Annotated in this window: 24 protein-coding genes, 1 tRNA gene, 1 pseudogene and 1 riboswitch; of the genes and pseudogenes, 12 read left to right on the top strand and 14 right to left on the bottom strand. The window is 67.1% G+C overall.

Annotation, left to right across the window (positions count from 1 at the left end; all coding sequences use genetic code 11):
- Positions 1–75 precede the first annotated feature (75 nt).
- From AC5RU7_RS09715 to AC5RU7_RS09705, 3 genes and pseudogenes are all read right to left on the bottom strand, one after another.
- Positions 76–510: pseudogene (locus tag AC5RU7_RS09715) on the bottom strand (thiamine pyrophosphate-dependent enzyme); the annotation flags it as partial.
- Positions 509–1,459 carry a glutaminase gene (locus AC5RU7_RS09710; protein ID WP_494052051.1) on the bottom strand — a complete coding sequence of 317 codons (951 nt, stop codon included), beginning with the start codon at positions 1,457–1,459 and terminating at the stop codon, positions 509–511. The gene AC5RU7_RS09710 and the pseudogene AC5RU7_RS09715, both read right to left, overlap by 2 nt.
- Positions 1,456–3,054, bottom strand: coding sequence for a PucR family transcriptional regulator (locus AC5RU7_RS09705; RefSeq protein ID WP_494052050.1), 1,599 nt, complete (start codon positions 3,052–3,054; stop codon positions 1,456–1,458). The genes AC5RU7_RS09710 and AC5RU7_RS09705 overlap by 4 nt, the downstream gene beginning before the upstream one ends.
- Positions 3,055–3,322: 268 nt before the next feature.
- Between AC5RU7_RS09705 and AC5RU7_RS09700 the strand changes: the two genes are divergently transcribed.
- Positions 3,323–4,540, top strand: a complete 1,218-nt coding sequence (locus AC5RU7_RS09700) for an NRAMP family divalent metal transporter (RefSeq protein ID WP_494052049.1) — start codon at positions 3,323–3,325, stop codon at positions 4,538–4,540.
- Entirely contained in the window at positions 4,537–5,322 is a 786-nt protein-coding gene (locus AC5RU7_RS09695) for a putative hydro-lyase (RefSeq protein ID WP_494010783.1), read from the top strand. Before AC5RU7_RS09700 ends, AC5RU7_RS09695 begins: the two co-directional genes overlap by 4 nt.
- A gap of 86 nt (positions 5,323–5,408) precedes the next feature.
- Here the strand turns inward: AC5RU7_RS09695 and AC5RU7_RS09690 are convergent, their stop codons facing one another.
- The 6 genes from AC5RU7_RS09690 to AC5RU7_RS09665 form a co-directional block, all read right to left on the bottom strand.
- Positions 5,409–6,095 carry a GntR family transcriptional regulator gene (locus AC5RU7_RS09690; protein ID WP_494052048.1) on the bottom strand — a complete coding sequence of 229 codons (687 nt, stop codon included), beginning with the start codon at positions 6,093–6,095 and terminating at the stop codon, positions 5,409–5,411.
- Positions 6,096–6,127: 32 nt separating this feature from the next.
- On the bottom strand, positions 6,128–7,891 hold the full coding sequence (locus AC5RU7_RS09685; RefSeq protein WP_494052047.1) for an acetyl/propionyl/methylcrotonyl-CoA carboxylase subunit alpha: 1,764 nt from the start codon (positions 7,889–7,891) through the stop codon (positions 6,128–6,130).
- Between the two features lie 11 nt (positions 7,892–7,902).
- Entirely contained in the window at positions 7,903–9,615 is a 1,713-nt protein-coding gene (locus tag AC5RU7_RS09680; RefSeq protein WP_494052046.1) for a 5-oxoprolinase subunit B/C family protein, read from the bottom strand.
- Entirely contained in the window at positions 9,612–10,370 is a 759-nt protein-coding gene (locus AC5RU7_RS09675) for a LamB/YcsF family protein (protein ID WP_494052045.1), read from the bottom strand. The genes AC5RU7_RS09680 and AC5RU7_RS09675 overlap by 4 nt, the downstream gene beginning before the upstream one ends.
- Positions 10,371–10,680: 310 nt before the next feature.
- Positions 10,681–11,115, bottom strand: a complete 435-nt coding sequence (locus tag AC5RU7_RS09670; protein ID WP_494052044.1) for a hypothetical protein — start codon at positions 11,113–11,115, stop codon at positions 10,681–10,683.
- Positions 11,116–11,349: 234 nt separating this feature from the next.
- Positions 11,350–11,439: transfer RNA gene (locus tag AC5RU7_RS09665), tRNA-Ser, on the bottom strand.
- Positions 11,440–11,602: 163 nt separating this feature from the next.
- On the opposite strand from AC5RU7_RS09665, the gene AC5RU7_RS09660 reads away from it, so the two are divergent.
- The 4 genes from AC5RU7_RS09660 to AC5RU7_RS09645 all read left to right on the top strand — a co-directional run bounded on the left by AC5RU7_RS09660 (position 11,603) and on the right by AC5RU7_RS09645 (position 16,032).
- Positions 11,603–13,372, top strand: a complete 1,770-nt coding sequence (locus AC5RU7_RS09660) for an HNH endonuclease signature motif containing protein (protein ID WP_494052043.1) — start codon at positions 11,603–11,605, stop codon at positions 13,370–13,372.
- Between the two features lie 118 nt (positions 13,373–13,490).
- Entirely contained in the window at positions 13,491–14,534 is a 1,044-nt protein-coding gene (locus tag AC5RU7_RS09655) for a zinc-dependent alcohol dehydrogenase (RefSeq protein ID WP_494052042.1), read from the top strand.
- Between the two features lie 3 nt (positions 14,535–14,537).
- Positions 14,538–14,933: a 6-pyruvoyl trahydropterin synthase family protein gene (locus tag AC5RU7_RS09650; RefSeq protein WP_494052041.1), complete on the top strand. Its 396-nt coding sequence runs from the start codon at positions 14,538–14,540 to the stop codon at positions 14,931–14,933.
- A 4-nt stretch (positions 14,934–14,937) separates the two neighbouring features.
- A complete protein-coding gene (locus AC5RU7_RS09645) occupies positions 14,938–16,032 on the top strand; it encodes a glycosyltransferase family 4 protein (protein WP_494052040.1) in 1,095 nt (364 codons plus the stop codon).
- 9 nt (positions 16,033–16,041) lie between these two features.
- Here the strand turns inward: AC5RU7_RS09645 and tadA are convergent, their stop codons facing one another.
- Positions 16,042–16,545: a tRNA adenosine(34) deaminase TadA gene (gene tadA / locus AC5RU7_RS09640; RefSeq protein ID WP_494052039.1), complete on the bottom strand. Its 504-nt coding sequence runs from the start codon at positions 16,543–16,545 to the stop codon at positions 16,042–16,044.
- Between the two features lie 61 nt (positions 16,546–16,606).
- On the opposite strand from tadA, the gene AC5RU7_RS09635 reads away from it, so the two are divergent.
- Genes AC5RU7_RS09635 through AC5RU7_RS09625 form a run of 3 tightly spaced genes read left to right on the top strand, consistent with a single transcriptional unit; the run spans position 16,607 to position 18,478 of the window.
- Complete coding sequence (locus AC5RU7_RS09635; protein ID WP_494010772.1) at positions 16,607–17,410, top strand: phosphatase PAP2 family protein; 804 nt, start codon at positions 16,607–16,609, stop codon at positions 17,408–17,410.
- Positions 17,411–17,422: 12 nt separating this feature from the next.
- On the top strand, positions 17,423–18,058 hold the full coding sequence (gene upp / locus AC5RU7_RS09630; RefSeq protein WP_494052038.1) for a uracil phosphoribosyltransferase: 636 nt from the start codon (positions 17,423–17,425) through the stop codon (positions 18,056–18,058).
- A gap of 45 nt (positions 18,059–18,103) precedes the next feature.
- Complete coding sequence (locus AC5RU7_RS09625) at positions 18,104–18,478, top strand: glyoxalase superfamily protein (protein WP_493974556.1); 375 nt, start codon at positions 18,104–18,106, stop codon at positions 18,476–18,478.
- 60 nt (positions 18,479–18,538) lie between these two features.
- Here the strand turns inward: AC5RU7_RS09625 and AC5RU7_RS09620 are convergent, their stop codons facing one another.
- On the bottom strand, positions 18,539–19,273 hold the full coding sequence (locus AC5RU7_RS09620) for an aggregation-promoting factor C-terminal-like domain-containing protein (protein ID WP_494052037.1): 735 nt from the start codon (positions 19,271–19,273) through the stop codon (positions 18,539–18,541).
- A gap of 5 nt (positions 19,274–19,278) precedes the next feature.
- A riboswitch (cyclic di-AMP (ydaO/yuaA leader) is annotated at positions 19,279–19,438 on the bottom strand.
- 1,011 nt (positions 19,439–20,449) lie between these two features.
- Between AC5RU7_RS09620 and AC5RU7_RS09615 the strand changes: the two genes are divergently transcribed.
- The 3 genes from AC5RU7_RS09615 to AC5RU7_RS09605 all read left to right on the top strand — a co-directional run bounded on the left by AC5RU7_RS09615 (position 20,450) and on the right by AC5RU7_RS09605 (position 22,943).
- Positions 20,450–21,313, top strand: coding sequence for a winged helix-turn-helix domain-containing protein (locus AC5RU7_RS09615; protein ID WP_494052036.1), 864 nt, complete (start codon positions 20,450–20,452; stop codon positions 21,311–21,313).
- A 65-nt stretch (positions 21,314–21,378) separates the two neighbouring features.
- Positions 21,379–21,906 (top strand): SixA phosphatase family protein, encoded by a 528-nt coding sequence (locus AC5RU7_RS09610; RefSeq protein ID WP_494052035.1) that lies wholly within the window; start codon positions 21,379–21,381, stop codon positions 21,904–21,906.
- Positions 21,907–21,944: 38 nt separating this feature from the next.
- A complete protein-coding gene (locus AC5RU7_RS09605) occupies positions 21,945–22,943 on the top strand; it encodes an EamA family transporter (RefSeq protein ID WP_494052034.1) in 999 nt (332 codons plus the stop codon).
- Between the two features lie 553 nt (positions 22,944–23,496).
- Here the strand turns inward: AC5RU7_RS09605 and AC5RU7_RS09600 are convergent.
- Genes AC5RU7_RS09600 through AC5RU7_RS09590 form a run of 3 tightly spaced genes read right to left on the bottom strand, consistent with a single transcriptional unit; the run spans position 23,497 to position 26,959 of the window.
- Positions 23,497–24,138 (bottom strand): TetR/AcrR family transcriptional regulator, encoded by a 642-nt coding sequence (locus AC5RU7_RS09600; RefSeq protein ID WP_494052033.1) that lies wholly within the window; start codon positions 24,136–24,138, stop codon positions 23,497–23,499.
- Complete coding sequence (locus AC5RU7_RS09595; protein WP_494052032.1) at positions 24,135–26,171, bottom strand: YhgE/Pip family protein; 2,037 nt, start codon at positions 26,169–26,171, stop codon at positions 24,135–24,137. The genes AC5RU7_RS09600 and AC5RU7_RS09595 overlap by 4 nt, the downstream gene beginning before the upstream one ends.
- Entirely contained in the window at positions 26,168–26,959 is a 792-nt protein-coding gene (locus AC5RU7_RS09590; RefSeq protein WP_494052031.1) for an ABC transporter ATP-binding protein, read from the bottom strand. Before AC5RU7_RS09590 ends, AC5RU7_RS09595 begins: the two co-directional genes overlap by 4 nt.
- Between the last annotated feature and the right edge of the window lie 16 nt (positions 26,960–26,975).

Here is a 26,975-nt window from a genome sequence, read left to right as displayed (position 1 = left end):
GTCGTCGCCTTGCCTTCAGTGGTGCCCCCCAGAGGTTCCCGGCATGGGCGCGCCACAGCGCCCGCTGGGCTTTCGTCAGTACGCCTTGACCCGCTGCTCCACCACCAAATGGATCAGGGCAAAGACGTTGTCCTGGTCGATGGCCGCCAGTGCAGCGTCCAGCGCTGCCGGAATATCCTCGTCCTCCGTAACCGTGATGCCAAAACCGCCAAAAGCCCTGGCCATTAGCCCAAAGTCGGGGTTCTGCAGTTGGGTGCCGGAAATCCGGGCTGGGTAGTGCCGCTCCTGGTGTGTGCGGATGGTGCCGTATTCCTGGTTGTCCATCACGATTACCAGCGGTGTGGCACCGTACTGGGCGGCGGTGGCCAGCTCCTGCCCGTTCATGAGGAACTCGCCATTGCCCGCGATAGTGACCACGCGCCGTCGGGGATCATCCAGGGAAGCCGCGATGGCTGACGGAACGGAGTAGCCCATGGAGCCGTTGCGGGCGCTGATCATGGACGTATAGCTAGAACACGGACCAGCCGGTGAGGTCGGAGAGTTCGGCGAGGGCGGCAGTGCCGGCCAGCGAGTTGCCTTTGGCGTCCAGCCGCGGGCTCCAGACGCAGATGGCGCATTTGCCTGGAACGATGACCAGGATTCCGCCGCCCACCCCGCTTTTGCCCGGCAGGCCCACGCGGTAGGCAAACTCGCCGGCGGCGTCGTACATCCCGCAGGTCAGCATGATGGAACCGATCCTTTTGGCCTCGCTGGGGGACAGGACAGGTCCCTGGGCGCCCTGGCCGTCCCGGGCCAGGAAAAGCCCGGCGGTGGCGAGTTCAGCGCAGGACATCATGATCGAACACTGGCGGACGTAGCTTTCCACCACCGCTTCTGCTGGCCGCCGGAGATTGCCGAAGTCCTTCAGGAAGTGGGCCAGTGCTAGGTTGCGGCTGCTGCGGGCCAGCTCGCTGGCAGCCGCGGCCTCGTCGATGAAGGGCCCGGGCTTCCCGTTCCCCGGCCTGCTCCCTGCCTGTTCGGCGAGGAACCGCAGAAGCTGCGTGGCGGCGTCGGACGTTTCCTCCATCAGGTGGTCCGTGACCACCAGGGCACCCGCATTGATGAACGGGTTGCGAGGAATGCCGTGTTCCACTTCCAGCTGCACCAGCGAATTGAAGGACGTTCCGGACGGCTCGCGCAGGACCCGTGGCCAGAGCGCACCGGCCTTGCCGCCCTGCAGGGCCATGGCCAGCGTGAAGACCTTGGAAATGCTCTGGATGGAAAACGGGACGTGTGCGTCCCCGGAGCTGAACACTTCGCCGGACGTGGTGGCCACCGCGATCCCGAACCTGTCGAACGGGACCTCCGCGAGGGAGGGAATGTTGCCGGGAACGGATCCCGCTTCCCGGCGGGGACGGTGGTTGCTGACGATGTCGTTGAGGAGGGCACCCAGAGGTGGTGCCTGGAGTGTTGCGGTCATTTCCTGCCTGGAAGATCGTGATGGTTGGCTGCCCACTCCTGGATGTGGAGCAGGGCGACGAGGGAATGGCGGGGGTTGCCGAAGTCCAGGCGGGTTACCCGCGCGGCCTTGCTGACCCGGTAGTAGACGGTGTTCTTGTGGAGGTTCATGCGTTTGGCGCACTCGGCGACGTCGAAGGACGTATCGAAATACGCGTGCAGGGTCGCGGCGAGCTCGGCGTCCTGCTGGAGCAGCGCCGCCAGGCTGCGGTGCCGGAAGGGGGACGACGTGAAATTGCGGACCGCCTCGCGGAAGAGGATCTCCTCCTCGAAGTCGTCCACCGTGGCAACGGCAACCGTATCCGCACTCCCCACACAGGCCAGCAGGGCTTCGGTGATGCGGGTGGCCGTATGGATGGACAACAGGTCCGGGACGATGGGACCGACGGCGGCAAAGGGGGTAAGGCCGAGGTGCTTGCGGGCATCCCGGACGATGGCCTCGGCGAGGGTGCGCAGCCCCGGTTCGGAGGTGCTCGGCTGTAGCCCCGGGACGATCACCGCGGTATCGCCATTGAACTGCCCGACGACGGCGGAGGCCTTGTACGCGGCGGCGTGGATGGATGCGAGGTTGGCCAGTTCGCCGTGCTTGAGTGCCGCATCGTCGGCCTGGGAGTCTGCGGCCGACATTCCGATGAGGACCAGGGCGGCCGGACGGTCCGCCGGGATCTTCTCGCTGTGGGCGCTGGCCGCGGCCTCGGCCGGACCGGACAGGAGCCGGACAATGCGGTCTTCCCGCATGTGCACGGACTGCTGGTTGCGGTAGCGGATCAGCTCCGCGGAAACCCGCGCGGCGGATCCTGTCAGGACGTAATCGACGTCCGGTCCAAAGCCCTCCCCGGTTTCCTGGAGCCAGATATAGCCCATGATCCGGTCGCCGGCGAACAGGGTGATGGCCACCCGTTCGCGCAGCCCGTCCTGCGGCCTGGCCGGGACGCGCACAGGCAGCCGGGTGCGGTGGAGTTCACGGTAGGCGCCCAGGTCCTTGAGCAGCAGTTCGTACTTCCGCGGCCCACGGCGGGCCAGGATGGAGGCCTTCCGCAGTTCGTCAATGTCGTTGGTGACTGTGGAGTAGGCAAGGACCTTGTTGGCGGCGTCCTCGATGACCACATGGCTTGAGGTCAACCGCGCCGTGGTCTGGGCGATGGCAAACAGGTCCTCCTCGAGGAGGGTCAGCACCTCGCTCTGGTAGCTGCGCGGCTGGATCCTGTCCTTCGCAATGGACAGCAGGCGGTCCCAATCTGCTCCTGGATCCACCAGGAGCAGCCCGGCCCCGGCAGTGTGCAGGAGTTCCTCCGCCTCGGCAACGTCTTCCCGGTTGCCCTTGATGGCCACCACCGGCGGGGGATTCTGCAGGAGCCGGCGCAGGGCCGGCAAGGCCGAACGGCCGCGTACGCCGATCAGCAGTACAAACGCGCCTGCTGCATCCGCGGTCCCGTCATCGGCGTCCAGGATCAGGAGCCGCTCGACAGCCGACTGGCCGGGGGAGGGCCGGAGGATGAGGCTGGCGAAACCCAAGGGGAGATCCGAGAGGATGTCGTCCACCGTAACCGCGGCCATGGGTTTCCTTTTGCGTTGATTCCGCCGGACGGCTCTGTCCGGTCACCTCATCGTATCCAGCGCAAAGGTCGCCGATTATGGAATACAATCCAAGCTTGCGGTCCCGTTTTTGGTTTCAGATCCATGGAAGTGCCGTGCCGAAAGCTTCCGTCACAGCACCCATTCGGAAAAATTGTTCAACAATACCTTGCCAAGATTGTTCAACAACCTGTATCGTCGCTGGGGACGATAATTGTGACTCCAGTCACCCGAGGCAATGGATGGAACCATGGCAGAACCCGGCATCAAACTGAACCTGAGCACTTCCGCCCGGCGTACGGCGCTCCTCGGCGCCATGTTCCTCATGGCCACCAGCGCCATCGGACCGGGCTTCATCACCCAGACAACGGTATTCACAGCCCAGATCGGGGCCGCGTTCGCCTTCGCGATCCTGGCCTCGATCCTGATCGACATCGCGGTACAGATGAACGTCTGGCGGGTAATCGGCGTCACCGGACTCCGGGCACAGGAACTTGGCAACAAGGTGCTTCCCGGCATCGGCTGGTTCCTCTCCGGCCTGGTGTTCCTTGGCGGCGTGGTCTTCAACATCGGCAACATCGCCGGTACCGGCCTCGGAGCCAACGCCATGATGGGCGTGGACCCGAAGATCGGTGGCGCCGTCTCGGCCGTCGTCGCCATCCTGATCTTCCTTAGCAAGAAGGCCGGCATGGCGCTGGACCGGATCGTGGTGCTGCTGGGCGCCGTCATGATCCTGCTGATGATCTACGTGGCCATCGTCGCCGCCCCGCCGCTGGGAGAGGCACTGAAGAACACGTTCCTTCCCGAAACGGTGGACTTCCTCATCATCACCACCCTGGTGGGCGGCACCGTGGGCGGTTACATCACCTACGCCGGCGCCCACCGCATGCTCGACTCCGGCGCCACCGGCGTCCGGCACGTCAAGGAGATCACCCGCAGCTCCGTGCTGGGCATCCTGACCACCGGCCTGATGCGCGTGCTGCTCTTCCTGGCCATCCTCGGCGTCGTGGCCGGCGGAACGGTCCTCAGCAGCAACAACATGGCCGCCGAGGCCTTCGGCGCAGCGGCCGGTGAAATCGGCATGCGGATGTTCGGTGTGGTCCTCTGGGCAGCCGCCATCACCTCGGTCATCGGCGCAGCCTTTACCTCCGTCTCCTTCATCACCTCCTCCCGCACCCCCGAGCGCAAGCGGAACCTCATCACCGTCGCATTCATTGCCGGCTGCACCATCATGTACATCTTCCTCGGCCAGGCGCCCCAGCAGCTGCTGATCTTCGCCGGCGCCTTCAACGGACTGATCCTGCCGGTGGGCTTTGCGGTCCTGCTCTGGGTGGCCTGGCGCCGCCGCGACCTGATGCACGGCTACGCCTACCCCAAGTGGCTGCTCCTGGTCGGTGCCGCCGCCTGGGTCCTCACCGTGTTCCTCGGCTGGAACTCGATCCTGGGCCTGGCCAAGCTGTGGGCATGATGGAGCGCTCCAGCATCCTCCCCTCCGCGGCGCGCGAAGCGTTCCGCGGAGGGCTGGTGGAACCGACGTCGGGCTGGTCCCGCGGGTACGCGCAGGCGAACGTTCTGGCCATCCCGCGGGAGCACGCCTTCGATTTCCTGCTGTTTGCCCAGCGCAATCCCAAGCCATGCCCCATCCTGGGCATCCTCGAGCCCGGTGAAACCAGCGGCCCGCTGCTGGCCGGCGGGGACATCCGCACCGACGTGCCCAAGTACACGGTGTACCGCGACGGCGAAAAGGTGGACGAGCCCACCGATATCACCGGCCACTGGCGGGATGACTTAGTGACGTTCCTGATCGGCTGTTCCTTCACGTTCGAAGCCGCGCTGCAGGACGGCGGCATCGGCATCGCCCATATCGAGCAGGGCGTTAACGTGCCGATGTACCGCACCAACCGCCAGTGCGCTCCGGCCGGCGCAATGTCCGGTCCAATGGTGGTCTCCATGCGCCCCGTCCCCGCCTCCCAGGTGGCCGACGCGGTCCGGATCACCTCCCGCTACCCGGCCGTGCACGGCGCGCCAGTCCACGTGGGCAATCCACACGAACTGGGCATCGGCGACCTCGCCCGGCCGGATTTTGGCGACGCCGTGGCCATTCCGGACGGCCACATCCCCGTGTTCTGGGCCTGTGGGGTCACACCCCAGGCCGCCGTGATGCAGTCCCGGCCGCCGCTGGCCATCGGCCACGCGCCGGGCCACATGCTCATTACCGACGCAAGGGACAGCGACTACCTGGTTCCCTGAACCTGCGCCTTGAAAACGGGGCGCATTGAAAGTGGAGAGGGCCTGCACCAGCCGGTGCAGGCCCTCTCCGCTTAACAATTGCCGGGTCAGTGCCCCGTGTCGGTCAGTTGCGCAGTGCCGGCCAGGTGGCCCAGCAGCTCGGCTTCCGCGGCATCGAGGTAGGCGCGCAGCCCGGCCGCCGCCGCCTCGCGCTCGCCCGCCCGGAGCCGCTTCACGAGCTCCACGTTGCGCTCCACGTAGTGGCTGTGGAAGTCGGGGGCGGAGGCCATGGCATGGAAGACCAGACGCATTTCGGCGAGCACCCGGTCCATCAGTTCCTGCAGAGTGGCGCTCCCCGTCAGGCCCACCACCGCACGGTGCAGGGCCTGGTTGGCGTCCGCCATGTCCGTGACGGAGCCGGCGTTCCGGGCCACCTGGGCGCGCAGAACTACGGCTTCCATCTCGTCCAGCGTCTGGGGAGTGAGCTTACCCCAGAGCACGGCGGCAGGTTCGATGGTGCGGCGGATGCGGTAGATCTCGCGCACCTCCTCCTCGCCCGGCGATGCCACGAAGACGCCCCGGTTGGGGATGTGCGTGACAATCGATTCGCCGGCAAGGATGGTGAACGCCTGCCGCAGGGTATTGCGGGACACGCCCAGCGACGTGGACAGAGATTGTTCGGACAGCTTGGACCCGGGGGTCAGTTCGCCGGCCGCGATGCGGCTCCGCAGCACTGACGCGATCCACGCCGTGGTGTGCGCGTGTTCTGCCGTGCCGTGTTTTCCGGTGTCCAAGTCTTTGCCCCCGCTTTCGTCAACATTTGATGTTAGCTGACCGTCCCCAGCACTTCGCCGCGCACGACGACGGCCCCCGGCTCCTGCGCACCGCGGCGGAATGTGCCGGCACCGGACGCGGCCACCACGGTTTCCATTTTCATCGCCTCCACGACGGCGAGGGGCTGGTCGGCGGCCACCTCGGCGCCGTCCTCGGCCAGCCATTTGACCAGGTTGCCGCCCATCGGCGCGGTAACCCGGCCGTCGCCAGCGGCGTCGCCGCTGTGGCTGCCGGCAGCGTCGCGGGCGCCGGCCGAAGCTGCACCTGCCGAAACTGCGCCGCCGTGCATCAGGGCGGCATAAACCTGCGCCGGCAGTCCCAGCTGGACAGCCTTGCCGTCGATTTCCACCGTGAGGGTTTCGCGCCGCGCCACGGGCCCGGCAATTCCGCTCTTTAGCGAGGCCGCGAGCCGGCCGGAGAACTCGGACTCAATCCACGTGGTGTAGACGCCCAGCCGGTCGGGTGCCGTGAAATCCGGGTCCCGCACCACGGCGCGGTGGAACGGGACCACCGTGGGCACGCCTTCGATCCGCAGTTCGTCGAGTGCGGCGCGGGCACGGCGCAGCGCCTGCGCCCGGTCCTCGCCGCGGACGATCAGCTTGGCCATCAGGGAGTCGTATTCGGCCGGGATGACGGAGCCTGACCGGACCCCGGAGTCCACGCGAATGCCGGGGCCGGTGGGTGCTTCGAAGACGTCCACGGGCCCCGGGGAGGGCAGGAAGCCGCGGCCGGCGTCTTCGGCGTTCAGCCGGAACTCGATGGCGTGGCCGGTGGGCTGGGGGTCCTCGGTGATGGAGAGCGGCAGCCCGGCGGCGATCCGGAACTGTTCGCGCACCAGGTCGATGCCGGAGGTTTCCTCGGTGACCGGGTGCTCCACCTGCAGCCGGGTGTTGACCTCGAGGAAGGAGATGACGCCGTCGGGTGCCACCAGGTACTCCACGGTGCCCGCTCCGGTGTAGCCGGCTTCCCGGCAGATGGCGCGGGCGGACTCGTGGATGCGGCTGCGCTGCTCCGGCGTGAGGAACGGCGCGGGTGCCTCTTCCACGAGCTTCTGGTTGCGGCGCTGGAGGGAGCAGTCACGGGTGCCCACCACCACCACGTTTCCGTGCGTGTCGGCGATGACCTGGGCTTCGACGTGGCGGGGACGGTCCAGGAAGCGCTCCACGAAACATTCGCCACGGCCGAAGGCTACGGTTGCCTCACGCACCGCGGAGTCGAAGGCGTCGTCGATGTCCTCCATCCGGTAGGCGATCTTCAGGCCGCGGCCGCCGCCGCCGAAGGCCGCCTTGATGGCCACCGGGACGCCGTACTGCGCGGCGAACGCCCGGACCTCGTCGGCGTTTGCGGCGGGCCCGTCCGAACCGGGGACCAGCGGGGCACCGGCGCGGACGGCAATTTCCCGCGCCGTCACCTTGTTGCCCAGGCTGCGGATGGCGTCCGGCGACGGGCCCACCCACGTGAGTCCGGCGTCGAGCACTGCCTGCGCAAAGTCCGCATTCTCGGACAGGAAACCGTAGCCGGGGTGGACGGCGTCGGCACCGGCGCGGGCTGCCACTGCCAGGAGTTTCCCGATGTTCAGGTAGGTCTCGGCGCTGGCGGACCCGTCCAGGGCGTAGGCCTCGTCGCTGAGGCGCACGTGCAGGGCGTCGGCATCGGGATCCGAATAGACGGCGACGGACGCCAGGCCTGCATCGGCGCAGGCCCGGGCGATCCGGACGGCAATCTCGCCGCGGTTGGCGATCAGGACTTTTTTCATGGCTGCTTCTTTCACAGGCTGTTCGTGGCAGGCGTGGGGGTGATGGGCTGTGGCTGCTGCAGGGCCGAAGGCCGGAGCGGCTCCATGGTCACCGGATCCACGGCCTGGAACCGGATGGTGGTGCCGGGCGGGAGCTGCGCCGCCACCGGCAGGTCTTCGGGAACGACGACGGCGATCACGGGATAGCCACCGGTTACGGGGTGGTCGGCGAGGAAGAGGACGGGAAGGCCCGACGGCGGCACCTGCAGCGAGCCGGCCACCACGCCTTCGCTGGGCAGTTCCTCCGTCCGCGAGCGTTCCAGCGGTGTCCCGCCAGCTGTTGTAGCCAGCCGCACGCCGATTCGGTTGGACTCGGCGGTGACCGTCCAGCCCTGCCCGGTCAGGGCGGCGAGGGATTCCGGGGTGAACCAGTCGTCGCGGGGGCCCGGCGTCACGCGGAGTACCACCGTGGCGTTGCCGGTCCCGCCTTGCTGGAGGGCTGGATGCAGGGTTGGCGGTTCGGGCTGGCCCACCACGCGGCCCCGGTTCGCCGGGCTGACCGGCAGCACGGTTCCGGCGGCCAGCGGAGAAGGCCCGATCCCGGACATCAGGTCCGTGGACCGGCTGCCCAGCACGGGGGGAACGTCGATTCCGCCGCGGACGGCAAGGTAGCTGCGCAGGCCTGCCTCCGGGATGCCGAGGTGGAGGCTCTCACCGTCGTGCAGCGGGAAGGGGGCGTACATCGGGGCCGGGCGGCTGCCGCTGCCTGAGCGGATCTCGGCGTCTGCGGGGGCGCCGGTGAGCGCTGCAGTCAGTTCGCCGCGGGCACGTACGGACAGCCCGCCCAAAACGGTTTCGAGCACCGCGTCACCCGGCGGGTTTCCCACCAGCCGGTTCGCCTGGCGTGCGCTTGCGGCGTCGGCAGCGCCGGAGGTGGAGACGCCGAGGTCGCCGAAGCCGGGGCGGCCAAGGTCCTGGATGAGGGACTGTGGGCCGGGTGCGATGATCTCCAGGGCGTGAGCGCCGTCAGCGGGGACGCCGGCTGGGGTGAGCTGCTGTCCGGCGGGCTCGGCCTGTCCGGCGGGCTCGGCCTGTCCGGTGGGTTCGGTGACTTCCACGACTTCCCGCACCGCGACATAGCGGACGGTGCTGCCGGGCCGGAGCAAGGCAGGCTGTTCACGGTCCAGGTCCCACATCCGGGCGGCGGTGCGTCCGATCAGCTGCCAGCCGCCGGGGGAGCGCCGCGGGTACACGGCGGAGAAATTGCCGGCGAGGGCCACGGAACCGGCGGGAACGGCGGTCCGCGGCGAACTGCGCCGCGGAACATTCAGCGCGTCATTCTCGCCCACCAGATAGGCGAAGCCGGGGGCGAACCCGCCGAACGCCGCCGTCCACAACTGCCCGGTGTGCGCGGCGACCACGCCGTCGGCACCAAGCCCGGTCAGCCTGCCTACTTCGGCGAGGTCGTCGCCGTCGTACACCACCTCGATCCGGACGGGATCGGCACCGGCGGCGTTCACAGCGGCCGGGTCCCTGTCCAGCGTGCCGACGGCGGCACGGGCCGCCTGTGCCGAAGCGCGCGAATCGAAGACCGCCAGGACGGTCCGCGCGGCGGCCAGGACATCCACCTGTCCGGGCAAGGGCGTCTCCTGCAAACGGGCATGGACGGCCAGGACCGTTTCCAGGGAGTCGAGTTCCAGAAGGAGGGCGCGGGGCCCGGCCCAGCGGATGTGGAGGGAGCTCACACGAAGCTCCGGATTTCCACGCCGGCTGCTTCCAGTTCCCGCCGCACGGCGGCGGCCATGGAAACGGCGCCGGCGGTATCGCCGTGCAGGCAGATGCTCTCCGCTTCCGCCTTGATGGCGGATCCGTCGCGGGCAATGATGATTCCCTCGGTGGCCAGACGGACCATGTTGGCGGCGACGGCGCCCTCGTCGTGGAGCACGGCGCCGGCCTCGCGCCGGGAGACCAGGGTCCCGTCAGGGTTGTAGGCGCGGTCCGCGAAGGCTTCGGCCACGCCCCGGAGCCCGGCGGCCTCGGCGCGGGCCAGGGCTACGGAGCCGGGGAGCAGGAGCAGCGGCAGGTCGCCGCCGAAGGCCTTGACCGCATCCACGACGGCCTGGGCGTGCGTTTCGTGCGTGACGATGGTGTTGTAGAGGGCGCCGTGCGGCTTGACGTACCGGATGCGGCCGCCCGCGGCCGTGGCCAGTGCGCTGAGGGCACCCATTTGGTAGAGGACGTCATCCGCGAGTTCCGTGGCGGAGCAGTCCAGGAACCGCCGGCCGAAGCCGGCAAGGTCGCGGTAGCCCACGTGCGCACCGATGACGACGCTGGCCGCGACGGCATCCCGGCAGGTGCTGGCGATGGTGGACGGGTCCCCAGCGTGGAAGCCGCAGGCGACGTTGGCGCTAGAGACCGAGCGGAAGATTGCTGCGTCATCGCCCATGGTCCAGTTACCGAAGGATTCCCCGACGTCGCTGTTGAGGTCAATGAAGGCCATAGTGATTCTCGTCTCGTTGAAGTGGTCTCTCTAGGATGCACGAGAATCAAGGATTGTTCAACAATCTTGGGATGGATTTTTGTCGGTTGGCGTGCCCAAGGTCCGGACCGCGATACACGCCCACGCCGGTTCACGGGAGGTCATCCGGGCAGCCGTCGAAAAGATTCACGGCAAAACAGGAGTTCCAGGGGACGTTCAACCACAACGTGTTCTGCGGGCCCTTCGACACCCGGCTTTAGTTGGCCGTCCGTCGTATCGCCTTTTTTAAGGAAAGACCTTGCTTTCCATTGGAGTGGAAGCGGGTCTTTCCTCACCTGCAGACCATCGGCGCCTTGCATGGCGCCAGAGGTTGGACCAACAGGTTCTGGTGAAGAGTGACCCATCCGTCGGCCTCCAGTTGCCCGTGGTCAAACTGGTCTGGGACGAGGGCAACGTTCCTGCCGTCCGGCCCCGCAACGAATCCGATAACCTCGCGGCTGTCGGCCATGGTCTCGCAGAGCTCCCAGTAGTCTCCCGTCGTGATCGCCTGGCCGACCAGACAGACGTCGTCCGCGGACGCGCCCTGAGTGGCGTAGTAGTCCGTGTATTCGTAAATAGCCAGAAACCGCGCGCTTGCGACTTCTGCTTCCCCGCCCGCCACTGCGTTGATGTCCAGCACGTCGCGTTCCGTGGCCGGCCGTTCCAGCACCGTCATTGTCCCTGCCTGCACGATGAAAAAGTGCGCGTAGAGCAGGCCCAAGGCCACGCACGTACCTGTGCCGACAACGGCTGACAGCGCTAGGACGAGTCTCCAGAAAAGGGTCAGCGGCACCCGGCGCTGCTCGTGAGAATGAGTAATCAAGCCTTCCCCCAAGGCTAGGTTTTTCTTGAAGAGTACACGCCCTTGCCGGGGGACATTGGCGCCAGTGCTTTGATAGCGTACGCCATCCTTAAAAGCGGAAGGCCCCGGTTCCAATTAGGAAACCGGGGCCTTCTCAGCTGGCGGTGACGGTGGGATTTGAACCCACGTTGGCTTTTACACCAAACAACATTTCGAGTGTTGCACCTTCGGCCGCTCGGACACGTCACCAACCTCAATAGGGTACCGGAGCGGGGCGCACATCCCCAAAACGGGCGACGATCCCCGGTGGTAAGGCTGGCTGCCTCCGCGACGTTTGAGGGCAGCGGACGGAGGTGCCCGACCGTACGGAGGTGCCTGCCAAAATGTCATACCCCCATTGGAGGATGTCCTTATGGGAATCGGCACGCGCACGGCGGCAGCGATGCAGGGCATTCGTTCCACCATGGCTGCCCTCCAGGCGCTGTTCCTCGAAGAAGAGGAACTGGAGGCTACGGCCGCAGACGGGGATGCCGACGGATCCGTGGTGGATGTCATGGGGCGGTTGTATCGGCTTCGGTTGGCGCGACTGGAGCTGGAGTCGGCGCTGGAAGCCCAGAACGCTGCACTGAAAGCCCGGGACTCGGCCGAGGCCTTCGACCTGCAAGAGGCCATGCTCCCACCGGACGCACGGGTGTGGGAGCGGACCTTCAGTGAAGTCTCCACGGTGGAGGAGATCGCCGGGGTTCTCACCATCTCCTCTGGTGCCGCCGCCGCGTTTTTGGCGCAGTCGCGGCGGGTATGCTCCCTGCCGTCGGTGTACAAGTCTTTGTCAGCCGGGGCGTTGTCGTGGCAGCACGCCAGGATCATCGCCGATGAAACCGAGAACCTGGACCATGCCAGCGCTGTGGTGCTGGCGGACCACTTCCTGGACCCGGATGCTCCGAATCCTGCGCGGGGCTGTCCGGCTGGGCAGCTGGTTCCTTCACGGTTGAGGTCGAAGGTGCGGGCCTGGCGGGAGCGGCATCATCCGGAGTCGATCGAAAAACGGCACGCCAAGGGTGTTGCGGACCGGCGGGTCGAATTCACCCCTGACCGGGACGGCATGGCCTGGATCTCGGCCTACCTCCCGGCCGACTCCGCGTTGGCGGCCTGGAACAAAACCACGGCCATCGCCCGCGGCCTGCAAGGCCCCAACGAAACCCGAACCCTTACTCAGATCAGAGCTGACGAGTTCACCCGCCGCCTCCTAAGCACCGGCACCACCGCCACGGCGGATGGCCGCCCCGCGGGGGCCAGCGGGGCGGACGACAGGATCCCGGATAGCAACGGCGCGGGCGCCTGCCGCACCGGCGTCCGTACCCCCGGGCGGGCCTCCCATGACCACGGTGAAGGTGTCCAACAACTCCCCGAAGGTTTCATCGGGCTTGCCGCGCTCGATGGGTCCGACGAGCCGGCTGCGGACCTTGGCATCCCCGACGCCCTGGCAGCGGCGTCCATGCAGGCGAGCAGCGCCGGCGAGCATGGAGACAACAGCCTTGGCGATCCCGCAACCAGCGCGTTTCTCGGCGATCCGGAGGGCGGGAAGATTCCGACCCCGCGGGCGGACGTCATCGTCACCGTCCCCGTGCTCGCCCTGTTCGGCCAAACGGACGAACCAGCCATCCTGGAGGGGTACGGCCCGATCCCGGCGTCGATGGCCCGCAAACTCCTCGCCGACGGAGCCGACTCCTTCACCCGCGTCCTGGTTGACCCGCGCGACGGTGCACCCCTCGAAGTCGGCCGCACCAGCTACCGGATCACCAAAGCCACGCGACAAGCCCTGACCCTCCGGGACGGCAAATGCACCTTCCCCGGCTGCAACAACAGCGCCCTGGACAACGAAGCCGACCACCTCACGGCCTGGCAACACGGCGGAACAACCGGCATCAGCAACCTGGCGCAACTCTGCCCAAAGCACCACCGGCTCAAGCACAACAGCGGCTGGACACCAACGAAAGCAACAGAAACCGAACCACCCGGCTGGACCTCACCCACCGGCCGCTACTACCCCAGCGAACAGCCCGACTGGGACCCACCACAATGGCCCGCGGGAATCCTGCCGCCCGAAATTCTTCCACCGGGAGTCCTCCCAAGGAAACGAAGCCTCCTTGAGGATGCGGTTGTCGCGTATCTGTCCGGCTGACGACAAATGCCGCGTGCCCCGCCCGCCGTACCACCGCGCGCCTGGACAGTCGCACAGCGCCGCCACCCGACGTCGGACTTTCCCCGCCCGCGGCTGTCCGGCTAGATTCATCAGCAAGATGACTAATGCGCATGATTCCGTCCACGCCACCGCCTATTGGACCACCGCCCGGGAACACGGGGAGCTCCTGCCTGAGGAGCTCCCGGCTCCGGCTCCCGGCGAAGCCCTGGTGTGTGCCCTCTACTCCGGCATCAGCAAAGGCACGGAGATGGTGGTCCACAGAGGCGCTGTCCCGCCAAGAGTGGCCCAGGAGATGCGGGCACCCCACCAGGAGGGGCAGTTCCCGGGGCCCGTGAAGTACGGCTATCTGTCGGTGGGCGTGGTGGAGGAGGGGCCGGAGGAATGGAAGGGCCAGCGGGTCTTCTGCCTTAACCCCCACCAGGACCGTTACGTGGTGCCGGTCTCGGAGCTGACCCGGATCCCGGATAACGTGCCCACCCGGCGCGCAGTCCTCACGGGAACCGTGGAGACTGCTGTCAACGCGCTGTGGGAGGCCGGACCGCGGCTGGGGGACCGGGTGGCGGTGGTCGGCGCAGGGCTGGTTGGCGGCATGGTGGCCACCCTCCTGCGCACCTTCCCGCTGTCCCGCCTCCAACTGGTTGACCTGGACCCAGGCCGGAAAACCCTGGCAGACGCGCTGGGCGTCGACTTCGCCCACCCGGATGACGCGCTGGCAGACTGCGACATCGTCTTCCACTGCTCCGCCTCACAGGAAGGCCTGGAAAGAAGCCTGCAGCTGGCCGGCGATGAGGGGGACGTCATCGAGATGTCCTGGTACGCCAACCGCGAGGTCACCCTGCCGCTCGGCGAAGACTTCCACGCGAGGCGCCTGTCCATCAGGGCCAGCCAGGTGGGCGTCGTGGCCCGCGCCCGGCGCCACCGGCGCACCAACGCGGACCGCCTGGAGCTTGCGGTGTCCCTCCTGAAAGATCCGGTGTTCGATGCGTTCCTCACCGGGTCGTCGCCATTCCAGGAACTGCCCGAGGTGGTGCAGGGCCTCGCCCACGGCACCATCGACGCCCTGTGCCACGTCATCGAGTACCCGCAACACAACGTAGAACCGCAGCAGCCAGCCCCCACCCATCCCACAGACCAGAGGTAATGCATGTTCAGCCTGACAGTCCGCCGCCACTTCATGATCGCCCACAGCCTCCCCCGCGAAGCCTTCGGCCCGGCGCAGGCCCTGCACGGGGCAACCTTCGTCGCGGAGGTTGCCTTCCGCCGTCATTCGTTGAACGATGACGCGATCGTCCTGGACATCGGCGCCGCCGGAACCTTCATCGAGGAGGTGCTGGCGGGACTGAACTACCGCAACCTCGACGAGCACCCTGACTTTGCGGGCAGGCTCAGCACCACCGAGGCGTTGGCGCAGTACATCGCGCAGGAAGTCGCGGGAAAAATCGAAAACCACGACGACGGCCGGCACCTGCAAGGCATCGACGTCACCTTGCGCGAAAACCCGGACGCCTGGGCCACCTACTCGCTGGACCTGACAGCCTAGAACCATGCGCCGTATCCGCCTGCTGGTTCCCGGCAACATCCACCACCACTCCGGAGGCAATGCGTACAACGCCAAGCTGGTCCGCGGGATGACGGAGCTCGGGGCCGACGTCGAGGTGGTGCCCGTTGAAGGCGCCTGGCCGGAACCCTCGGCCAAGGACCGGCGCCGGTTCGGCGGCATTATCGGCGCCTGGGGTCCGGAGGCGGAGCAGGAGCCTGCTGTGGATATCGTGGACGGGCTCGTCGCCGTCGGCGTCCCGGACGAACTGGAGTATGCAGCCAAGGCCGGGCGGCAAGCCTGGGTCCTGGCGCACATGACAGTTGATGTGACGGCTGATCCTGGCCCGGTGGAACGTGAGGCGCGGGCCATGCGGGCAGCCTCCGGAATCATTTCCACCAGCACCAGCACGGCGGCCATCCTGCAGGAGCGCCATGGGCTGGCCGGGATCCGTGTCGCCCTCCCCGGCGTCGATCCCGCACCGGTGGCATCCGGATACCGCCCGCCACGCCTCATTGTCGTGGCGGCCCACCTGCCCAACAAGGACCAGTTGCTGACCGTGGAAGCCCTCGCCCTAATCAAGGATCTTGAGTGGAGTGCAGCCATGGTGGGGTCTGACCAGGCGGACCCGGATTACGCGGCGGAGGTGCGGGCCGCCGTCGCTGCCAGCGGGCTGGACGACCGGCTCAGGATCACTGGCGAGCTCCTGGGCGATGCCCTGGAAAATGCGTGGGACGCCGCGGACCTCAGCCTGCTGGTGTCCCGTGTGGAGGCATTCGGCATGGTGGTCACCGAGTCACTGGCACGGGGAATCCCGGTGGTGGTGCGGCAGGGGACAGGTGCAGAGGAAGCGCTCGGGCTGGCACGGTTGGTGAAGGACGACGGCGGCGCCCGGCTTCCCGGCGCGGCCGTACCGCTTGTGCCGGGGGACCGGGAGAACCCCGCGAGGCTCGCCGGCGTCCTGCGCCACTGGCTGCGGGACCAGGCAACGAGGGACGAATGGCGGGCGGCCGCGCTGGCGGCCCGTGACCGGCTGCCGGGGTGGGACCAGACGGCAAGAGTCGTACTGGAGGCGTTGGAGCCCGGGGAGGCGGCGGAGTAGGACTTCCCGCTACAGACGGCTGCGGTGTCCGGCGAAGAAATCACGGAGCAGTTCCGCGCATTCGGCTTCCCGCACCCCGGAGTAAACCTCCACCCAGTGGTTGAGCCGGCGCTCGCGGAGGACGTCGAACACCGATCCCGCGGCGCCCGCCTTCTCGTCCCAGGCACCGAAGACAACCCTGGGAATCCGGGCGAGGACGATAGCGCCGGCACACATGGCGCACGGTTCAAGGGTGACCACCAACGTGCAGTCGGACAACCGCCAGCCGTCGGCCTTCCCGCCGTCGCGGGCCGCAAGCTCGCGCAGCCGCTCCGCTGCCTGGCGGATGGCCACCACCTCGGCGTGTGCCGTGGGGTCCCCAAGCTCCTCCCGCTGGTTGCGTCCGGAACCCAGCACCGCGCCGTCGGGCCCCAGCACCACGGCGCCGATTGGCACATCCTCTGTTGCAAGGGCGCGGCGGGCCTCCGCAAGGGCAAGACCCATCCACGTGTCGTGTTTTCCAGTGGAGACCATGGCTCAATGATAGTTTCGAAGGATACCCTGAGCCCGTGACGACCAGCCCCGGGAGGCACAAATGAGCACCGTCCGTGACCGCGTGGACAGATGGTTCAAACCATATGCCGCCCTGTGGCTGACCCTGATCATCGGTGGAACCCTTGTGCTTGCCATGGCGCTGCTGGGCGCCGAGGTGTACTCGGACGTGGTGGATGAGGAAGGCCTGGCCAGCCTCGATATTCCTGCACTCGACTATTCGCAGTCACTGCGGAACCCCGAAACGGACGCCTTCGTCACCGCATTCACAAACATCGGTGGCGGGGTCGGGATGCCCATCCTCGCGAGCATCCTCACCGCCTGGCTCACGTTCCTGAGCCGGTCCTGGCGGCCGCTGATCCTGGTTGGCGGTGCAGCCGCGGTGTCCACCACGGCAACCACGATCGGCAAGCGCCTGGTGGGCCGGACCCGTCCCGAACATACGGAGGCCGTGCCACCGTATGAAACCACGCCGTCCTTTCCAAGTGGCCATACCCTGAACACCACCGTGGTGATCGGCGTGCTGCTCTATATCCTGTGCCTGCACTTCTTCAAGCTGTGGGTCCGCATCACCGCCATCACAACGGGCGTGATCTTCATCATCGCGATGGGATTGAGCCGGGTATACCTGGGGCACCACTGGCTCACGGACGTGATGGCCGGCTGGCTGCTGGGCCTCGCGTGGGTGCTGATGGTCATACTTGCCCACCGGCTGTTCCACATGATCAGGCGGCGGGAGCACGTGGGCCCGGCACCCGATTTCGAGCATCCAGTGGTGCGGGATGTGGTGGTTGATGCCCTGCATCACGACGGCCCCGGCGGGCACGGGAAGGACAACGCCGGGTGATAGTTTTGACGCATGCGAACTCTCGTTGTGGACCACCCGCTCGTCGCCCATAAGCTCACCGTCCTGAGGGACAAAAACACCCCGTCCCCGGTGTTCCGGCAGTTGACCGAAGAGCTGGTGACCCTCCTCGCCTACGAGGCGACCCGCGAAGTCCGCACCGAACCCGTCACCATTGAAACGCCCGTCAGCAGCACCGTGGGAACCGCATTCACCAAGCCCACCCCGCTGGTGGTACCCATCCTGCGCGCCGGCCTGGGCATGCTCGAGGGCATGACCAAGCTCGTCCCCACCGCCGAAGTGGGGTTCCTCGGCATGGCCCGGGATGAAGAAACCCTGGACATCATCACCTACGCCGAACGGCTTCCCGAAAACCTCACCGACCGCCAGATCTTCGTCCTGGACCCCATGCTCGCCACCGGCGGAACCCTGCGCGAGGCCATCAAGTTCTTGTTCAAGCGCGGCGCCTCGGACGTCACCTGCATCTGCCTGCTGGCCGCACCTGAGGGCCTCGCCAAGCTGGAAGAGGAACTCGCGGACGCCAACGTGACGATTGTCCTGGCATCCATCGACGAGAAGTTGAACGACAAGTCCTACATTGTTCCCGGGCTCGGGGACGCGGGCGATCGCCTGTACGGCATCGCCGGCTGAGGTTCAAGCCTTCCAAGACCAGGGGCTCAGCCGTAGCCTGTGCCCATGGACTGGAAACTTGAACTCGTGTTTGTCCCTGTGTCCGATGTGGACCGTGCCAAGGATTTTTACGTCAACAAGGTTGGCTTCAACGCCGATTTCGACCAGCGGCCCACTGACTCCATCCGCTTCGTCCAGCTGACTCCGCCGGGCTCGGCCTGCTCCATCTGCATTGGTGAAGGACTTACGGACGCCCCTCCGGGGACCGGTTCCAACCTCCAGCTGGTGGTCAACGACATCGAAGCCGCGCACCGCCACCTCAAGGAGAACGGCGTGGACGTCAGCGACGTGGACGTGCAGGACTGGGGCCACTTCGTCTACTTCGCCGATCCGGACGGCAACAGGTGGGCAGTGCAGTACATCCCGGGACGGGACTCTTAAGCCCAAAATCCCCGTCCCTGACGCACGGACAGCGTAAGGGCCGGGGAATTCTGCAGCGGCTTAGTACCAGTTGTTGGCGTAGTGGAAGTTCAGCGCGCCACAGGGGGACTGGTAGCGCTCCTTGATGTAGTTCAGGCCCCAGTTGATCTGTGTGCGGTAGTTGGTGAGGTAGTCCGCACCGGCGCTGGCCATCTTCTCGGCGGGCAGGGACTGCACGATGCCGTAGGCGCCGCTGCTGGGGTTGGTGGCCGTGGTGGTCCAGTCGGATTCCTTGGTCCAGAGCGTCACCAGGCACTGCATCTGGTCCTGGGCCCAGCCGTAGGAACCAAGCTGGCCGGCGGCGTAGGCCTGCGCGCCTGCCGGGTCATTGACCGCGACGACGGGAGCCGGCTCGGGTGCAGGTGCCGGAGCGGGCTCCGGTGCGGGTGCGGGCTCGGGTGCCGGAGCAGGCTCAGCCGCGGGGACGGGCTCCGGCGCGGGTGCGGCGGCAGGCTCGGCGGCCTGGGGAACAACGTTGATTTCGGCGGGGGCGGGAGACTCGGCCGGGTTGGACCGGATCTCGCTCTTTTCGATGCTCATCTGCGCATCGGAGTCCGCCGCCGTGGTGCTTGTGGTGGACGCCGCCGGAATAAAAGCATTTGTCGCCTGGCCGGCGGCGCCGAGGCCAACCAGCAGCGCACCGGACGTTGCGAGGACCGCGGCACGCTTGCCGAGGGTGAACTTCTTGCCTTCCGGACGCTGGGAATCGCTGTCTGAACCCTGTTTCGGGCGCGGTTTAGCCGGGAATGTAAACATGATGAATCGCCTCTCACACCTGCGGAGTTAGCTGTCGGGTTCGGATGAGGGCATCCGGCCGCACGGAAATATCACGTGCTGGCTTAACCCCAAGGGCAAGTCAGTGCCCGGGACGGTGGGTCCCCCGCCTCTGCCTTCGATCAAGCGGAATCCGGGAAGTGGCAGAGCTTGGCGTCATCCGGATATACGGCCCGAACGGGAACCGTACCCAATCGACGCTACAGGAGTTCAGGGCTTAAGTCACATTTAGGTAACGGACATCACGATGACGGCGCGTCGACTTGTGCCAGTCGGCCCACATGGGCGGGTGGAGGGCTATGGGTCTGGCCCGGCTGTGATGCGAACGTGACCTTCCTTCGTCGGCCGGGCTATTCATTGCCATTTGGACAAGCCCCATCCGCTGGTTCCCTCCGCGGCCGAGGCCTGGCCTCTTCACCCAAACATTGCCATGAGTAACAGCGCCTGGACCTCCGGTGTGGACGGGCGGACCCTGCGCGGCAGTTCAAGCCGTCGAATTTGAGAGCATCGCATCCAGTGGTCACAGTCCAGTCGACCGTACATACGGCGCTCGCGGCCGGGAGGTATTCGGCCCGGACGCGAAGGCCAGGTGCAGGGAGCGGAGGTGATCCTGCGCCTCGGGGCCGATCAACGCGGGTCTGGCGGGAAAATTTCTTCCCTTGCTCCGCGCGCCGCTGGACACGCGCCGCGTCAGTAGGGGGCGATTTTGGCAATTCGCACTCACTTGAATAAAGAACTTCGTGGCGGCGCTTTTCGCGAAGTATATTCTGCCAACCGCCCCTTTTGTGGGGGCAAATCGGATAACGAATGTTATTCTTTGGCTTCCGCCAGAATCGTGATCTGCGCCACAATAGAGCATTTCGTCTCACAATGCGGACGATTCGATCCATTGTTACTTGCAAGTTGCCATTGTTACGCTGCACACTTCCAATGTGAACAAGAACTCAACAGCACCTGCAGCCGCAGAATATTGGCCCAGCACATCAGCTGCTGCCGACATGCGCTGTTGTCGAATGCACGCCTGACCTTCTCCACCCATCGAAGTTCTTAGGCATTCGCCCCCCAGCCCAGCGTCGGGCGCCCCTCCCCAGTTCGCATTGCGGGAAAACCCAGCATTCGAGCCGCGATGGCGGCCATTCACATTGAGGTAAGCAATCCATGTCTGTTGCATCCGGATACGTCCACATCTCTGTCCGTAACGCCGCCAAGGCAGGCCAGCCCTCCGGCCTCCGCCCCGGATTTGGTCCGCGCCCGTCAATTTCGCCGTCTTCCGGAAGCAGCTTCCCAGCCCAGGGCTACGCGCCGCAGGGCTACAACCCCAACTCCTACGGGCAGCTCCGCGCCGTTCCCACGGCTGACTCCGCTCCTGTAACGGCACCCACGCCCGTGGTGGCAGGACCCAACGCCGTCCGCCCGGTGGCCAATGACAATGTTGCCCGCGGGTTCGTCCTGTACATGGGCATCGACGAGGAAACCGCTGCGGCTGCCGGCACCTCCATCGCCAAGCTTGCGCAGGAAATCCGCGCCTACGCCCAGTCCCTGGTAACCGGCGCCGAAAGCTATGCAGCCGTTGCCGTTGCCCCCGCGGGCACCCCCGGTTCGGCGCTCGACGTCGTCCGTTCCACCTTCGGCGACCCCACGGTGAACTCCCGCCAGCGCACCGAGACGCCCCGTCCGCAGCAGCCGCAGGAGCCGCGCCCGTCCGGTGTCCTGATCGATCTTGCCCGCCGCGAAGTCCACCTCGACGGCGAATCGCTCAACCTGACGTTCAAGGAGTTCGAGCTCCTCAACTACCTGGTGGAAAACGGCACCCGCACCGTGGGCCGCGACGAACTGCTCGAAGGCCTGTGGCGGAACGCCGAGGAAGTGCCCAACGAGCGCACCATCGACGTCCACATCCGCCGCCTCCGCTCCAAGCTGGGCCGCCTCGCCAACACGGTCCGCACCGTCCGCGGCCAGGGCTACCGATTCTACGAGCACCCGGAAGTAGTGGTCTGGGCCGCTCCTGAATACTCGATCTGACCCCAGGTCTTCCAACCAGCACCCGTCCCCGTTTGGGGCGGGTGCTGGTTCGTTAAGCTTGGGGCATGAGTGAGCACCATCTTCGCCGCCTTGTGATCATGCGCCATGCCAAGGCGGACTGGCCCGGCGGTGTGCCCGACCACGAGCGGCCGCTGGAGGAGCGCGGCCACCGGGAGGCGCCACTGGCCGGGCGCTGGCTGCTCAAGCACAACATCGTCCCGGACTTCATCCTCTGCTCCAGCGCCCTGCGCACGCGCCAGACCTGCACCTGGGTGTGCTCGGAGCTGGGGGACAAGGCACCCACGCCGAAGCTGGAGGACGGCCTGTATGCCGCCTCCGCCCTCCGCATGCTCTCCGTCATCAACCACGTGCCGGATACCGTGACAACGCTCATGCTGATTTCCCACCTGCCGGGCGTGCAGGACCTGGCCATCCACCTCGCCTCCCGCGATTCCGACCACGACGCCTATATGGACGCGGCCACCCGTTTCCCCACCAGCGCACTCACCGTACTGGAGACGGAAAAGCCCTGGGCGGAGCTGGACGGGCAGGATGCCAGGATCATCAAGTTCAAGGTGCCCCGCGCCCATTAGCCCCGGTTCCGGCGGGTGGTTCTGGCAGAGTAGGGAGCGTGAATCTCCGGGACTCCCTGCTTGCAGTGCTGGTGGCCGTGCTCTGGGGCCTGAACTTCGTGGCAATCGACATCGGCCTGCACCCGGGCGGCGTGGAGGTGCCCCCGCTCCTGTTCGTGGCCATGCGCTTCATTTTGGTGGTCCTGCCGTGGATCTTCTTCATCAGGAAACCGGACGTCAGCTGGATGGCGATCATCGGCGTCGGGCTCTTCATGAGTGCGGGCCAGTTCGGCCTCCTCTACTTGTCCATGGCGCTGGGGATGCCGGCCGGCCTGGCGTCCCTGGTCTTGCAGGCCCAGGTACTGCTGACCGTCCTCCTCGCCGCCGCGTTCCTTGGTGAGCGGCCGAACCGCAGGCAGCTGACCGGCGTCGTCCTGGGCGTGGTGGGCCTCGCCGTGGTTGCCGCGGGCCGGAGTGCGGTTGCACCCCTGCTGCCGTTCCTGATCGTGCTCGCGGCGGCCCTGTCCTGGGCGGCGGGAAACGTCATCGCCCGGAAAGCGAAGGCAGCCTCCGGGCTGGGACTGGTGGTCTGGTCCGGCGCCGTGGTCCCGTTACCCCTCACCGCGCTCTCGCTCCTCGTGGACGGCCCGGACGCGGTACTCGCCACGCTCGCCACCCTCCAGGCGCCCACCATCCTCACCGCGCTCTATACCGCCGTCTTTGCCTCACTGGTGGGCTACGGCATCTGGAACCGGCTCCTGGCCAGCCACCCGTCGTCGGCCGTTGTGCCGTTTACGTTGCTGGTCCCCGTGGTGGGGATGACCGCCGCATGGCTTGTGCTGGGGGAGGTGCCGACGCTCACCGAGCTGGCCGGCGGCCTGCTGCTCCTGGGCGGGGTGGCGACGGCGGTGCTGACCCTGGGCGGGTGGCGTCAGCGCCGCGGGGTGGAACCGGCGCCGGGCTTGGGAGCAGGCCTGCGGGCGGGATCCGCGGACGACGACGGCCGCTTGGCTGTCGGGGGTACGCGCGACGTGGTCCGCGATCCGGAGCCGCGCTGAGCCGCGCCGCTTCTTGCCGCGCCGCCCTTTGCTGCCCTGCCCTTTGCGGCCGCGATTTTAGGTCCGGCGCCGCTGGATGCAGCGCCCTTGGTGGCCGCCGGCCGGGAAGCAACAGGCCGCCGCTTCGCTGCGGGCCGCCGGGCAGGCGCCACCCTTCTGCCGGCAGGCCAGGCGGCACCAATGAACAGGACCAGGAACGTTGCCACAAGGGACACCCCGGCGCCGAAGAAGTAGTTGTCTGGATCATTGGTGGGCACCGGCGTGCCCAGAAACGTGGACTGGCCGTCAAACGCCAGCTCCCACGTGCTTAGGAACGCCAGGACAAGGCCGAGAGTGAGGCTGGTTCCGGCCCCGACGCACAGCAACACCAGCCGGCGGCCCCGCATCAGGACCTCGCCGATGGCGGACAAATACGCAAGGGCAAGCACGCCAAGGAACGCGAGGAACACGGGCTCGGCGAGGGTCATCCCCGTGAGCACGAGCAGCAACGCCGCAACGATGCCGGTGATGACCGCGAACTTTCCGCTTTTCCCCATGTGGCGCATGTGCACCATCATTCCGGAGGAGCAGGCTGCCGCAGGACGTAGCCGCGCATGATGGCCATGATTGCTGCAACACTTTGGTCACGGCTGCGCTCGGGGTTGTAAGTCTGCCTGTCGAGCCCCACCACAAAGCAGGCACCGAAGATTGCCGTCTCCAGGCTGCCCCGGGACACGGACTCGTCCACAGGGTACGCCTGCGCCACATCGTCTACGGCCTGGGCAATGACGGCCAGCAGCTCGCCGCGCAGCACCGCGAAGGTGCCCTGCCATTCGCTGGGCGTCCGCCAGTTCTCGCTCACCCAGAGCCGGGCGAAGGACGGATACTCGGCCATGAAGTCCATGGCCTGGCCGATCATGGCTTCCATGGCCTGCAGCGGATCCTGTGCCGGCCCTGTCCCGGCCTCGAGCAGCCGTGCCTTCAGGATATCCACGCCGTGCCGCAGCAGCTGCGCGATGAGTTCCGATTTGCTGCCGAAGTTGTAATAGACGGTGCCCTTGGACACCCCGGCGGCGTGGGCGATCTCGTCCACGGTGACGTTGGCGGCTCCGCGTCGGCCAATAAGCTCCATGGACGCGTCGAAGAGTTTTTGCCGGGTGGCAGTGGTCCGTCCTGGCCGCTGCCCTTTTGCTGGCGCCGGGGGCCCGGAGGTCATGCTGCAATCTCCGGTTTCAGCGTCTTCAGCGTCCAGTATTTGTTCCTGCGGACGGCCAGTGTGGACAGGACGGCCCCCAGCAGGGTGTAGCCCAGGAGTCCGAGGACCGTGGGGAGGATCATGGACAGGTCGGCCCCGTAAATCAGGTGCCGCATGCCCGTGACCACGTATCCCATAGGCAGTACCTGGTGCGCCACGTGGAGGGGTTCCGGCGTGGTCTGCCAGGGGAACGTGCCGCCGGAGGACACCAGCTGGAGCACCAGCAGGATCAGCACCACCAGTTTGCCCGGCGACCCCAGCAGCGCCACGATTCCCTGGATGAGGGCGCTGAAGGCCGTGGCCGCCGCCAGCATGAACAGCCACATGAGGACCGGGTGCACCGGGTTCAGCCCCAGCGCGAGGTTCACCACGAGTGTAAGCAGGGTGGCCTGGACCGCGGACACCGCCAGGAACGGCAGCCAGCCGCCGACGGCGATCTTCCAGGACGGCGCGTTGGATGCCAGTGCCCGCTGCGTGATGGGCCGCATGACCTGCACCAGCATGAAGATGCCGATCCACAGCGCCAGGGTGAGGAAGAACGGTGCAAGCCCCGCCCCGTAGGAGTCGGCCTTCGCCTGGGAAACGTTGCTGACGGCGACAGGATCGGCCATCACCCGCGACAGGTTGTTCTTCTGGGCATCGTCTGGGTTGGGTACCTGCCCCGCACCCTTGCCGAGCTCGTCCGCCAGCGAACGTGAGCCATCGGCGGCAGTGGCAGTCCCCGCGGCAAGCTGGGCAGCGCCGGCAGACAGCTTCCGGGCGCCTTCGGCGAGGCCGGCAGTGCCGTCCAGGGCTGCTTGTCCGCCGGTTGCCAGCGTGGCGGCACCGGTGTGCAGCTGGTCCGCCCCGCTGGACGCCTGCTGGACGGCGTCCTTGAGTGCCGGCGTCCCTGCAGCGAGCTGCGCGGCGCCGACGCTGACGGACTCGGCGCCGTCAGCCAGCTGCTGGACCTGGGCGGCGTCCGTCTGGACCTTGGCCTTGGCCGCCGCCACCGGGCTGGACGCCGCCGTGGCGTCGAAGTCGGCCAGGATGCTGTCAGCCTGTTCCTGGGTCAGGACGCCGGCAGCGACCAGCCGGGTGTTCGAGTCAATGACGCGCGTGCGGAGTCCCTGGTCGGCCGTTTCCAGCTGGACGGCCACGTCCTGGAACTTCGCGTTCAACTGGGCGTTGCCGGCAGCCACCTGTGCCGCACCCGTGGCGAGGGTCTGCGTATCTGTGGGCAGGGACGCGGTCTTGTCCTTGAGGGCGGACAGGCCGCTGCTGAGTTGTCCGGCGCCGTCGGTCAGCTGGTTGGCGCCGTCCCGCAGCTTCAGTTGGCCTGCGTAAAGGTCGTCAGCGCCGGTACTTAGGCCGGAGGTTCCCCCCTGGAGTCCGGCCGCGCCGTCGCGGAGCTGCGCCACGCCGTCGGCCAGCCGGCCGGCGCCATCAGCGGCCTGCACCATCCGGGTATGGATCGTGCCGAAGCCGGTCAACAACTGGTTGGCCGTCTCCTCGCCCACCTCCGTGGCTACGGTGCTGTGTACGGACGTGGTCAGCTTGTCCACGATGGTGCTCAGCAGATAGTTGTTCGCATCGTTCGTGGTGACGTTCAGCATGGCCTGGCTGGCCGAATCGAAGCTGCCCGGCGACACGAGGTTCGCGGAAAAATCCTTCGGGATCTTCAGGGCGAACGCGTACTCACCGTCGCTGACGCCCTGATCGGCTTCCTGGGTGCTTGCCACCGGAACCCAGTGGAAGACGTTGCCTTCCACCAGGCTGTCCGCCACCTTGGTTCCGGCCGCAAGATGGGTGCCGTCGCTGGCGGTGGCGCCGGCGTCCTCCACAACCAGAGCCGCATCCAAGTGGTCCAGGTTCCCGTACGGGTCCCAGTTGGCATAGAGATAGACGGCGCCGTACAGCAGGGGAACCATGGTCAGCGCCAGGATGGTCAGCTTGGGCAGCAGCCCGCCGGTCATGCGCTTGAGTTCGGAGCGGGCCAGCCGCAGTACGGTCACTTGGCAACCTCTGTTTCGAAGTGGGTGTGCTGGTGGTCCGGGCGGCGGTTCGCGTCGTCTTGCGCCTCTGCTTCCTCCCGGCGCCCTGCCTCGTCCCGGCGCCCTGCCTCGCCCCGGAGGTCTGCCGCTTCCTGGGGCGCTGCCTCGTCCCTGGATTCGCGGCCCGCCTCGGCGTTGCCGACTTCCACGGCTGGACCGGTCCATGACTGCGGCAGGGCTCTGACTGTTGCTACGACGGCGAGCGGCCGCCCGGCGTCGGACGCCAACTGCCGGAGCTGCGGCAGCCAGTCGCCGTCGTCCGCGCTGTGCCGGTCCGGAGAGTCCACTACCACCAGGTCCGTGCGGGGGTTGGCGAGGGCAAGGGAGACGAGGAGCTCCAGCCGGCGGCGCGGCTCCAACTGCTCGGTCCAGAGACCGGCGATGTCCTCGAAGCCGTTGACCTTGAGCCAGGGGCCGCTCAGCAGCGCTCCCCGGTAGCGGCGGGGGACAAGGGCCAGGTCCTCGGTCACCAGGTCGCGGACGCTCAGATGCTGCTCGGGTTCGTTGACGCCGGGGGAGTCCACCAACGCGCTGACAAGCCGCAGTTGGCGGATGCGTTGGTTGCCGTCCCAGCTGAGCACCCCGCTGCTGGCCTTCATCCTGCCGCCCAGGACCAAGGCAAGAGCTGTCCTATGGTCCTGGCGCTGGCCCGCGACGAGAAGCAGTTCACCCCGGCTGACGTGGAGTGAGGTGGAGGGAAGCAGTGGATCGCGGCGGCCTTTGACATGGAGCTGATGCGCTGAAAGCAAGAATCGCCTTTCGCGG

Source organism: Arthrobacter sp. K410C, from assembly GCF_059090105.1.
This window is presented reverse-complemented; position numbering and strand designations above follow the sequence as displayed.